The organism is Salinicola avicenniae (assembly GCF_023736115.1).
In the GTDB taxonomy this organism is placed as follows: domain Bacteria; phylum Pseudomonadota; class Gammaproteobacteria; order Pseudomonadales; family Halomonadaceae; genus Salinicola; species Salinicola avicenniae.
On record NZ_JAKQZC010000002.1, the window covers coordinates 342,256 to 353,507 of the forward strand.

General features: G+C 62.1%; 11 protein-coding genes. 3 read left to right on the plus strand and 8 right to left on the minus strand.

Annotated elements, in window-relative coordinates:
- Positions 1–43: 43 nt before the first annotated feature.
- Positions 44–1,942, minus strand: a complete 1,899-nt coding sequence (htpG, locus tag MC381_RS05010) for a molecular chaperone HtpG (RefSeq protein WP_251976637.1) — start codon at positions 1,940–1,942, stop codon at positions 44–46.
- 177 nt (positions 1,943–2,119) lie between these two features.
- Positions 2,120–2,458 (minus strand): YkvA family protein, encoded by a 339-nt coding sequence (locus MC381_RS05015; protein WP_251976638.1) that lies wholly within the window; start codon positions 2,456–2,458, stop codon positions 2,120–2,122.
- Between the two features lie 239 nt (positions 2,459–2,697).
- Here MC381_RS05015 and MC381_RS05020 point away from each other — a divergent pair, with 239 nt between their 5' ends.
- Positions 2,698–4,674 (plus strand): transglycosylase SLT domain-containing protein, encoded by a 1,977-nt coding sequence (locus MC381_RS05020; RefSeq protein ID WP_251976639.1) that lies wholly within the window; start codon positions 2,698–2,700, stop codon positions 4,672–4,674.
- Positions 4,675–4,720: 46 nt separating this feature from the next.
- Here MC381_RS05020 and MC381_RS05025 read toward each other — a convergent pair whose 3' ends face one another.
- Together MC381_RS05025 and MC381_RS05030 are read right to left on the minus strand one after the other, a co-directional pair.
- A complete protein-coding gene (locus MC381_RS05025) occupies positions 4,721–5,302 on the minus strand; it encodes an exopolysaccharide biosynthesis protein (protein WP_251976640.1) in 582 nt (193 codons plus the stop codon).
- A gap of 49 nt (positions 5,303–5,351) precedes the next feature.
- Positions 5,352–5,768 (minus strand): NINE protein, encoded by a 417-nt coding sequence (locus tag MC381_RS05030; protein WP_251976641.1) that lies wholly within the window; start codon positions 5,766–5,768, stop codon positions 5,352–5,354.
- 596 nt (positions 5,769–6,364) lie between these two features.
- Between MC381_RS05030 and MC381_RS05035 the strand changes: the two genes are divergently transcribed.
- The gene (locus MC381_RS05035; protein WP_035471072.1) at positions 6,365–6,571 is read left to right on the plus strand and encodes a cold-shock protein; all 207 of its coding nucleotides are present in this window, start codon (positions 6,365–6,367) and stop codon (positions 6,569–6,571) included.
- 112 nt (positions 6,572–6,683) lie between these two features.
- On the opposite strand, the gene MC381_RS05040 is transcribed toward MC381_RS05035, so the two are convergent.
- The 4 genes from MC381_RS05040 to MC381_RS05055 form a co-directional block, all read right to left on the minus strand.
- Positions 6,684–7,124 carry a nucleoside deaminase gene (locus tag MC381_RS05040; RefSeq protein WP_251976642.1) on the minus strand — a complete coding sequence of 147 codons (441 nt, stop codon included), beginning with the start codon at positions 7,122–7,124 and terminating at the stop codon, positions 6,684–6,686.
- 53 nt (positions 7,125–7,177) lie between these two features.
- Complete coding sequence (gene yegS / locus MC381_RS05045) at positions 7,178–8,119, minus strand: lipid kinase YegS (protein WP_251976643.1); 942 nt, start codon at positions 8,117–8,119, stop codon at positions 7,178–7,180.
- Between the two features lie 156 nt (positions 8,120–8,275).
- Entirely contained in the window at positions 8,276–9,457 is a 1,182-nt protein-coding gene (locus MC381_RS05050; protein ID WP_251976644.1) for a multidrug effflux MFS transporter, read from the minus strand.
- A 71-nt stretch (positions 9,458–9,528) separates the two neighbouring features.
- Entirely contained in the window at positions 9,529–10,224 is a 696-nt protein-coding gene (locus MC381_RS05055; protein ID WP_251976645.1) for an MgtC/SapB family protein, read from the minus strand.
- A gap of 156 nt (positions 10,225–10,380) precedes the next feature.
- On the opposite strand from MC381_RS05055, the gene MC381_RS05060 reads away from it, so the two are divergent.
- Positions 10,381–11,232: a formate/nitrite transporter family protein gene (locus MC381_RS05060; RefSeq protein ID WP_251976646.1), complete on the plus strand. Its 852-nt coding sequence runs from the start codon at positions 10,381–10,383 to the stop codon at positions 11,230–11,232.
- The last annotated feature ends 20 nt before the right edge of the window (positions 11,233–11,252 follow it).

The window sequence follows — 11,252 nt, forward strand, 5'->3', positions numbered from 1 at the left end:
GGGGCCGGCCGTCCTGGCGCTGACGCCGTGACTGATAAATCAATCAGGCACTTAGCAAAGCATTCAGACGCTGCACGTACGCCGCCGGATCGTCCAGATGACCGCCCTCGGCGATCACGGCCTGATCGAGCAGGATGCGCGCGAGATCGTCGAAGCCGCTGCCATCGGCGCCTTCGAGACGCGAGACCAGCGCGTGGGCCGGATTGAGCTCGAGAATCGGCTTGACCTCCGGCACGGGTTGACCGGCCGCTTCCATCAAGCGACGCATCTGGAAGCCCATCTCGTGCTCCGGCAGCACCACGCACGCCGGCGAATCGGTGAGGCGGTGCGTAACGCGCACTTCCTGCACGTCGTCACCCAAGGCGTCCTTGACCCGCTTGACCAGATCTTCCTTCGCCTTGGCTGTCTCTTCCTGCGCCTTCTTCTCTTCCTCGTCGGCCATGTCGTCGAGATCGAGGTCGCCCTTGGCGACGTCGGCGAAAGCCTTGCCGTCGAACTCGGTCAGATGGCTCATTAGCCACTCATCGATCCGGTCATGCAGCAGCACGACCTCGATACCCTTCTTGCGGAAGATTTCGAGATGCGGGCTGTGACGCGCGGCGTTGAAGCTATCCGCGACGATGTAGTAGATCTTCTGCTGGCCTTCCTTCATGCGCCCGACGTAATCGGCCAGTGACTGATCTTGGGTCGTACTGTCGGTATGCGTGGTGGAGAATCGCAGCAGCTCGGCGATCTTGTCACGGTTGGCGTGATCCTCCGCCGGACCTTCCTTGAGCACATCGCCAAAGGTATTCCAGAAGGTCTGATACGCCTCCTTGTCCTTGGCCAGCTTCTTGAGCATGTCCAGGGCGCGCTTGGTCAGCGCCGACTTCATCGAATCGACCTGCGGCGACTTCTGCAGCAGTTCACGCGAGACGTTGAGCGGCAGATCCTTGGAGTCCAGCACGCCCTTGACGAAACGCAGGTAGAGCGGCAGGAAGGCTTCGGCATCGTCCATGATGAAGACGCGCTGCACGTAAAGCTTGAGGCCCCGCACGCCATCGCGCTGGTAGAGATCGAAAGGCGCGCGCTCCGGCAGATAAAGCAGGCTGGTATATTCGAGCTTGCCTTCGACCTTGTTGTGGCTCCAGGTTAGCGGATCGCTGAAATCATGGGCGATATGCTTGTAGAACGCCTTGTACTCGTCATCGGTGATCTCGGCCTTGGGGCGTACCCACAGCGCTGTCGCCTCGTTGACGGTTTCCCATGTAACGGTCTCGCTACCCTCGATCTCGTTACCGTCCTCGTCCTGCGCCTTCTCGACCTTCGGCATGCGCACGGGGACGTCGATATGGTCGGAGTATTTCTGAACCAGATTCTTGAGTCGAAAGTCGTCGGCGAACTCACGAGCGTCTTCTTTCAAATGCAGCACGATTTCGGTGCCGCGCTCGGGGCGGTCGATGTCAGCGATGGTGAACTCGCCTTCCCCCTTGGAACGCCACTCGATGCCCTGGTCGCTGTCAGCGCGTCGCGTGCGCACCACCATCTCGTCGGCCACGATGAAGCCGGAATAGAAGCCGACACCAAACTGGCCGATCAGCTTGGCATCCTTCTGCTTCTCGCCGGACAGTTGCTTGAGAAATTCGGCAGTGCCGCTCTTGGCGATCGTCCCCAGGTTCTGAATGACCTCGTCGCGGCTCATGCCGATACCGGTATCACGCACCGTGACCGTGCCGGCGTCGGCATCATGCTCGATCTCGACGCGCAGCTCGGCATCGCCGGCGTAAAGCGCATCGTTGTCCAGCGCCTCGTAGCGCAGCTTGTCGCAGGCGTCCGCCGCATTGGAGATCAACTCCCGCAGGAAGATTTCCCGATTGGAGTAAAGGGAGTGGATCATCAGGTGCAGCAGCTGCTTGACCTCGGTCTGGAAGCCGAGCGTCTCTTCTTGCGTGGCGGTGGTCATGAACGGGCCCCTCTTGGTTGACGCGGTTCAGATGAAGACAAGTCTGTCGAAGATGTTCTGCGATATGGGGTTGGGTAGATGCATTTCAAGAGGTTGCGTGCGTCGATCGATGACGACCTCGAAGCTCGCCCCGGCATCCGGCTTGCCGACAACGATGACCAAGGGCCCAGCGAGCCGTCAGCGCTCGCCATCCGCTTCCGGCACCTCGACTCCCTTCCAGCGGCGGTAGTCCGTCAATGCCCGATCGACTCGGGTCAGAAGCCAGCCGACAACGAAGACATCGTCAACCAGTCCGAGAATCATGATGAAATCGGGAATGAGATCCAGCGGTGAAACGAGATAGACCACCGCCAGCACCATCCAGCCGAAGGCGGCCCACGGGATCGGCCGATAGCGGCCGCGTATGACATCGGCACACATTGGTCCGAAGACACGAAAAGCGCGTCCGACGCGCGCCAGTGCGCCGCCGCGCTGCCTGAGCTGGGTCAGGCGAGAGAAGAAACGCCAGGGATTCATGGTCTACCTCCGTGATTCAGGGATGTCGCCGACCCGGGGTCGCAATCCATCGCGGTGATTGCGCCGCAAAACGACCCACTCATTTCGCATTGAACGGCTCGTTATGTGGTTATGATCCAGCTAGGATTCAATGGTATTGCCGTTTCCGGCACGGCACTCGCCGACGATAATCGACGACGAGCGCCCCCGAGGCGGAAACGCCGAGTTTTTTACGAGCACCATAGCGAGAGAGAGTGCCCATGCCCGCATTTCCTACCCATAGACGCTGGCTCCAATGGGGGCTGATCGGCGCGCTGGGCCTGGGCGTCGTCAGTCAAGCCAGCGCCCTGGATGACGCTGCGACGCCCGCCGCCGACGCTGCCATGAAATCCGCCCTGGCGGCCGCCCGCGACCACCGCTGGGGCGATATCGATCAGACGGCGATCAACGATCATATCCTGGCAGGTTACGTCGCCTATCATCGGCTACGCGCACGGCTCTCCAGCGCCTCCGCCGACGACGTCAACGCCTTCATCACACGCTACGGCGACTCGCCCCTGGCCGACTGGATGCGCGGCTCGGCCCAGACGCGCTTCGGTCAGCTAGGCCGCTTCGATGATCTGCTGGCGATCAGCGACGGCGAGCCGTCCGGCACGATCCGCCAGTGCTACTACTATACCGCGCTGCTGGACCGCGACCCGGCACGGGCCGCGAGCGGCGGCGACACGCTATGGCATGTCGGAGAATCCCAGCCGAACGAATGCGACACGTTATTCTCGACGCTACAGGCACGCGGCGAGATCGACGACCAAGATATCTGGGAACGCATGATGCTGGCGTGGGAAAACGGCCAGAGCGGGCTGGTCACCTATCTCGAACGCAGCCTCGACGACCGCTGGCAGCGCGCGCTGGACAGCTTCGATACCGTGCGGGGCAGCTATCCCGCCGTCACGCAGATTCCGCTGGACCTGGGGCCGCAGGGGCAGGCCAGTGGCGCCCTGATTACCGCGGCCATGCACGGTTTCACCCGCGCGGACACCGAAGCCGCACTGGAAGCCTGGCGCAAGATCGCACCCCACGCCCCGCTCGAGGACGCCCAGCGCGAGCAGGTCGAGCACGACCTGGCCTTCTACTCGATGGTGCGCAACGTCGACAACAACCAGGGCTGGGTGGACGACACGCTCCCGCGGCTGGCGGATGCCGACCTGATCGAACTGCGGATCCGCAACGCCGTGACCGCGGGCCATTGGGATAACGTAGTGCACTGGACCGAAACGCTGCCGCCCGAGGTCCGTAGCGACGCGCACTGGCAATACTGGCTCGGGCGCGCCAGCGAGGCGCTGGGCGATGACACCACGGCGCAGCAGGCCTATGCGATGGCCGCCGACGAGCGTAGTTTTTTCGGTTTCGCCGCTGCCGACCGATTGGGGCAGCCCTATGAACTGCAGATGGATGGTACTCGCGTCACGACGCTGCAGCGTGAACTGACCGCCATGCTGCCGGTGGTTCAGCGTACCGAAGCGTTGCTTCGAATCGACGAGAAAGGGCTGGCGCGCAGCGAGTGGTATACCGCAGCGGCACGCGGCACGCCGGACCAGGCCGCCGCCTTGGCCGACTATGCGATCCGCCAGGGCTGGTATGGCATGGCCATTCAGACAACGATCGCCGCGCAGCAGTGGAATGCCCTGCCCTACCGCTTTCCGCCGGCTTATCGGGAAGCCTTCTTGGAATGGGGCCAGACCAACCAGGTCGACCCCTACCTGCTGATGGGCATCGCCCGACGCGAAAGCGCCTTCAATCCGCAAGCAGTCTCGCCGGTCGGCGCGCGCGGGCTGATGCAGCTGATGCCGGGCACCGCCGACCATGTCGCGCGCGGCCTTGGCATTGGCGCGCCCAGTCTCTCGTCATTGTTCGAGCCGCAGACCAACATCCAGCTCGGCAGCACCTATATCCATTCGATGCTGGAGCGCTACCGCGGCAACCGAATCGCCGCCACGGCGGCTTATAACGCCGGCCCGCAGCGGGTCGACCGCTGGCTGAGCCGTGCACCGCGCGAATTCGATCGCTTCGTCGAGAGCATTCCGTTTCGCGAGACCCGTGACTACGTGCAAGCCGTGCTTGCCTATCGGGTCATTTTCGAGAGTCTGGCCAATCAGGGCAGCACCGAGGGCATCGCGATGCTCTCCCAGGCGGAGCGCCAAGGGCGCTACGACCCGACCCTGATCGCCAGCAACTGAGGACGCCGATGTCTCGCTCCCGCCTGAGGGCGGGAACGAGATATCGCTAACCCAGCAACCAGACGCCCAGCCCCGCCCCGCCAGCCAAAGTGACCAGCAGCCCGACCAGCATCATTGCCCCATCGCCTGCGGTTAGACCCAACGCCATGCTGACGATCGCCAGCGCCGGCAGCGCCGCCGCGAAGGGCAACAGCTCCAGCGGAATCATGCCCAATCCGAGCACGACCATCAGTACGGCTAGCAGACGCTCCATCACGCTGCCCATCAGCCAGGTCAGCCGCGGCTGAAGCAGGCGATCGATTCGCTGCGTCCAGGGCCTCGCGCGATTGGCGATACGGTGCCAGCGCGCGTGACTGATACCGCGCTCGCGCAGCTTGCGCGGCAGCCAGGGACTGCGACGGCCGAACACCAGTTGAATCGCCATCAAGGCGATAAAGATACCGCAGAGACTGGGAATACCGGGCACGCCGCCGGTCGGCAGCAATGCAATCAGTGCCGGCAGCAGAACCACCGGACCGAAACCGCGTGAGTTAAAAGTATCGACGATATCCTGCAGCGAGATGGTGTCATCTTCCACTTGCTCGTCGAGCGTATCGATCAGCTGCGTGAGCTTCAGTCGTTCAGCCATACGTCACCTCCCTGTGACGATCATCCAATTGTCAGGTGTCGTCTCGCCGTTACAGGCCGCGACGGGCGTGCTTCAACGATATCTGATCGTTCAATGTCCAGAAGTCGTAAAGCACGCCAACCAGAAAGAGGCCACCGGTGCACAGGTAGATCAATCCCGTGATCCACTTGCCCATATACATGCGGTGAATCCCGAACACGCCGAGAAAGGTCAACAGAATCCACGCCAGAGTGTAGCTGACCGGACCGGCGCGGAACCGCAGGTCCGCCTGCCGATCCATGGCCGGAATCAGGAATAGATCGATCAACCAGCCGATGCCCAACAGGCCGAGCGTCAGAAACCAGATTGTGCCGGTGACCGGCTTGCCGTAATAGAACCGGTGGGCCCCGGTGAATCCGAAGATCCATAGGAGATAACCGATAACCTTGCTGTGGGTGTCATTCAACCCGATATCGCGTTGCGTCACGCAGATCGCTCCTGACTGACAGTTTCAAAAGAGACAATGTTGAAGAAGATTACCCACCGGGAGATCCCGTCGCGGCGATAGCGAATTGACCGCCAGACCACGACGATGCCCGTCGGGTGAGCGACAGCTTACCCGACGCACCCCGCCCTGTGCATTCTGCAGTGTCGGCCTCTGCCGGTATCAATCACTGGCACGACCGAGACATTACGGTGAATGTCACGGCCACCTCCTCGAGCGTCCAACCAATCGTTTCGCGAGTCATCTATATCTTCTTTGAAAGCGTTAGGAAAACCATACTGATTGACGCGATCAGCGCGGAAAAAAGGCGATGTCAGGTTATAGACGCGCGCGTTTTTTCCCTCTATGGTGCTTAAGCGGGGCATGGCAAAGGCTCGACCAAAGTCCGGTTTCGGCCGCCTTGACGAGGTTTTGCACCCCATGCATCATCCGCTGCGTAGGTTTGCAGGAAGAATAGCGTCAGTTGTAAGTCGATCCCGTCGAACACCGCTTGCGCATTCCCCCTAAGTCTTACCACGCATTTCGGGCCCCCTGGGGGGGGCTCGGCAACATCACTATGCAAGTTAAGGATATCGACAATGGCAACTGGCACTGTCAAATGGTTCAACGATACCAAAGGCTACGGTTTCATCTCTCCCGATGACGGCGGCGATGATCTGTTCGCACACTTCTCCGAAATTCAGGCAGAAGGCTTCAAGACCCTGCAGGACGGTCAGAAAGTGACCTTCGACGTCACACAGGGTAAGAAGGGCCTTCAGGCCGCCAACATCAAGGTCTCCGGCTAAAACGCCAGCCGACCTTGAGCAGAAAGCCCACCTTCACGGTGGGCTTTTTTGTGTCCGTCTGCTTGTCGACACGGGCCGGCCACGCTGGTGCCCGGCACCGCGATGCCGAGGCTCACGGCTCACCGATATCTTCGTTCCAGACCTCCGGATAGGCGGCGATGAACTGCGTCATCAGCTCACGACAGCTGGGATCGTCGAGTACCTCGAGCTCGACGCCGCGATCTTTCAATAGCGCTTCCTCCCCCAGGAAAGTCCGGTTTTCACCAATCACCACGCGGGGAATGCCGTACAGCAAAATCGCGCCGCTGCACATCGAGCATGGCGACAGCGTGGTGTAGAGCACCGACTCGCGATAGACCGAGGCAGGCTGACGGCCAGCCTTTTCCAGGGCATCCATCTCGCCATGCAAAATGGCACTGCCGCGCTGCTGCCGCTGGTTGTGGCCGCGACCGATGATCTGACCGCGATGAACCAGTACCGAACCGATCGGCACACCGCCATTGTCGAGGCTGCATCTTGCCTCCTCGATCGCCGCCTGCATAAAGGTATCCATGAGTCGCCTTCCTCCTCGGTAAATCTGAAAGGTCGGACGTCAGCGCCCGCATGTCACGCATCGGGCATCGCGCCCGCATTCTCGTCCAGCAGCGGACACTTCGACGGTACGACCAGCGGAATGGCCTCACGCGCCAGTGACGCCCGGAAATGATGATAACGGCGCGGCTCGCCATCGAGATTGAGGGGAAAGGCGCCATCGCTGTCGAACTCCACCCAGGGAACCCGCAGGTAACGAACGAACTCTCCGTCCTGCGGCAGGTTCTCGAGCTCGTCGATGATCCGTTTCAACTCCCCCAGCGACTGAAAATGCCGCACGAACAGCAGCTCGAAAAGGCCATCATCGATACGCGCCGAGGGCGCCAGCCGCTGGCCTCCGCCGGCCTGACTGCCGTTGCCTATCGCCAGCATGAACAGTGGCACGCGGGCTTCGCCCTCTGGCCAGCGGATATGCCCTTCGAACGGCTGGTAGTTCCAGGCTTTCAGCATGCCCATCAGCGAATAGGCGCCGCCGCCCAGCAAGCGCTTCAAACCCACGGGCGTGGACGTCGTGATCTCGGCGCCAAAGCCGCCGGATGCCACATTGATGAAGGCTTCATCATCGAGTAGCCCGGCATCGACCCGCCTGACCTCCCCGGTCAACGCCAGCTCCAGCGCCGGTCGCGCGGCCAGCGGCAGGCCAAGGCCGTTGGCAAAATCATTGGCGCTGCCCAGCGGCAGAATCCCCAGCGCCGGCCGACGCGCTTCCGGGTGCTGCATCAATCCGCGAACCACTTCATTGATCGAGCCGTCGCCGCCGCCGGCGATGACGCGCTTGGCGCCGGCCTCTACGGCCGCATCCACAAGGCGCACGCCGTCCCCGCCTTCCCAGGTCACGCGCACCCCCAGATCATGCCCCTGGTGGCGAAGTGTCTCGACGGCCTCCCGAACCTCCGGTTGCTGGGCCGACTTGCCATTGAGTATCAACCATGTGCTTTCCTTGCCATGACTGGCCATAGTGATCGCTTTCCTGTCTCGAACCCGACGGCGCCAGCGCCGTCGTCAATATTCTCCTGCGGATCCACCTCGGAGGTCGCCTACCTCACCCGACCTGTGCTCCAGTCTAGCGCAGGCTTCCGCGGTCGGCGTCAGTATGACAACAATCCAGGCCAATCACTCCCCTGGGGCCGGCAAGCATCGCCCTCGCCACCAGAGCAGCAGCCCACCTCCAGTGCAGATAAGGCCCAACCCCCATTGCGGCGCCAAGGGAGTCATCAGCAACAGCGTTGCTACGCTGGCCCCGCCCCCCAGCTGCAGCGCCCCCAGCAGCGCAGCGGCCGTACCCGCACGTTCCGGAAACGGCTCCAGAGCGAGGCTGGCCGCCGCGCCCAGCACCATCGAGAAGCCGACCGACAACAGCGCGACCGGCCCCATGAAGTTGACCACCGTCAGTGGCAGTGACAAGTGCAGCACCATGATCAGACTGCCACCGGCGGCGACGACCAGCAGTCCGCGCTGCACGGTACGCTCGCGCCCCCAGCGATACATCAGACGCGGCACGACGAAGAAGGCGACCGTGCTGACCAGCGCATTGGCGCCGAACCAGAGACTGAAGACCCACTCGGGCTGCCCTAGTCGATCCATCATCACGACTGGCGCTGCCGACACATAGACCAGAATGGCCGCCATCATGGTCCCGACCAGAGTCGCGTAGTAACGAAACCCCCGGTCGAACAGTACCGGGCGATAGCGCGACCAGCGGTACAGTCTTGTCTCGACCGGGGTATCGGACGGTCGGGTCTCGCCGAAGCGTCGCCAGGCACCGCCCCAGAGTAGCGCCGCGAAGACGGCCATGAACACGAAGTTGCTCTGCCAGCCCAGCACCACGGTCAGCGCACCGCCAAGCACCGGGGCCAGCGACGGCACCAGCGTCAGTGAGCCGTTGAGATAGCTATAGAGACGTGCGCCCTCGGTCGGCGTGTAACCATCACGAACCGCGGCAAAGGCCACCGTCACCGAGGCGCAGGCTCCCAGCCCCTGCAGCACCCGGGACACGTAAAGCATCTCGATCGACACGGCCGTCGCGCCAAGCATCGCCGCCAGGAGATAGAGTGCGACTCCGCCGAGCAGTACAGGGCGGCGACCGAACCGGTCCGTCAGCGGGCCGACCAGGATCTGTCCCACGCCGACGCTCATCAGAAACAGCGTGATGGTCAACTGCAAGGCGGCAAAGGAGCGCTCGAACGTCTGAGCCATCGCGGTCAGGGCCGGCAGATAGATATCGATTGCCAGCGGCGACAGCATCACCGCGCCCATCAGCACCCAGAACGGGGGACGTTTTCCCTCTGCCAGCATCGTGACCTCGTCATCCTAACGAAAGCGACCACTCTATCGGCTCGCGGCTGGATGACAAGCATTCTCAATCGCTAATCGGCAGTCGGTGACAGCTGGAACTCCAGCAGCGTGTCGTCGGCGCGAAGGTCGGCGGCCAATGGCGCCAGATACTGGCGATCGCGGGTTCTCAACATCAAGCGATATTCGAACTGTCGCCCCTCGTCCCGGGTGCGATAGCTGAGACTCTCGACGCGGAAACGATGGGCCCGCATCAACGCTATGACCGCGGTCTCATCCCTTGTCCGCTGACTGTCGAAGCGCAGCGAACAGCGGGCGAAGACGCGACCGGGCACCCGCTGCTCGACCCAGCGGAATAGCGATAGTGTCAGCAGCGTGATCCCTGTCGCCAGTAAGGCCGGAAATAGAAAGCCGATACCATAGAGGATGCCCAGCGCCGAGGTCATCCAGATCGACGCTGCGGTGGTAAGCCCCCTGACCGTCAGCCCCTCCTTGAAGATCACGCCGGCGCCAAGGAAGCCGATCCCGGTCATGATGCCCTGCGCCATGCGCGTCGGATCAGTGCGCACGGTTTCCTCGGGCACGTTGCCGCCGAGCCACTGCCACTGATAGACCGTCACCACCATCAGGAGCGCCGAGGAAACGCAGACCAGCGCGTGGGTGCGAAACCCTGCCGGCCGGCCGTGATAGGTTCGTTCCAGGCCTATCAGACTGCCCGCCAGCCAGGCCATGCCCAGATGAAACGCGATGGTTCCCGCCACTGCCGACATGCAGACCTGTCTCCTCATAATTTTTGCGTCTATTTTTCAGCTACGCCGTTTTTTCCGCTATTTCTATCTCTTAGCCACGTCTATTCTCAGCATAGTCACACCCTCGGAGACCTGCCGAGGCGCACCGCGATCACTCGCCAGATTGAAGGATCTCCCTTGAGCAAACATCACAACCTGACACCGCCAAGCCGCGTCAAGAAGGATGAAGACGACGAGCACGATTTGCATCTCAACGGCGAAGCACTGCCTTCCCGTGCGGCAGCGGTCCACGAGTCGATCCGCGAAGAAGGAGAAATAGAACTCAGCCGCACGGTATCCGCCCTGCTCTGGTCAGCGATCGCTGCCGGGCTGTCGATGAGTTTCTCGATGCTGGCCAAGGGACTGATGCGCGCCCACCTGCCGGAGACCGACGTCGGCTTTCTAGTTGAATCACTGGGCTACACCGTCGGCTTCCTGGTGGTCATCATGGCCCGTCAGCAGCTCTTCACGGAAAACACCGTGACCGCCGTACTACCGGTGATGAGCCAGCCGCGAATCGTGCGCTTTCTTTGCCTGCTGCGGCTCTGGGGCGTGGTGTTGGTCGGTAATCTGATCGGCGTGGCGATCTCGGCCTGGGCGATTCTGGCGCTGCCGATTTTCTCGAGCGAAACGCACCAGGCCTTTCTCACGCTAGGCGAGCACATCCTGCAAAATACGCCGATGCAGATGTTCGCCAAGGGCATTGTCGCCGGCTGGATGATCGCCACCATGGTCTGGCTGCTGCCAAGTGCCGGCAGCGCCAAGATCTGGGTTATCCTGATCGTCACCTACCTGGTCGCGATCGGCGAGTTCACGCATATCATCGTCGGCTCGACGGAAGTGATGTATCTCGTCTTCGCCGGCCAGGCGAGCTGGAGCGACTACCTGTTCCACTTCGGCCTGCCGACACTTGCCGGCAACGTCTTCGGCGGCACCTTCATCTTCGCGCTGATCAGTCATGCGCAGATTCGGAGCGACAGCGACCGCTGATCGACTTCGCCGATTGCCTA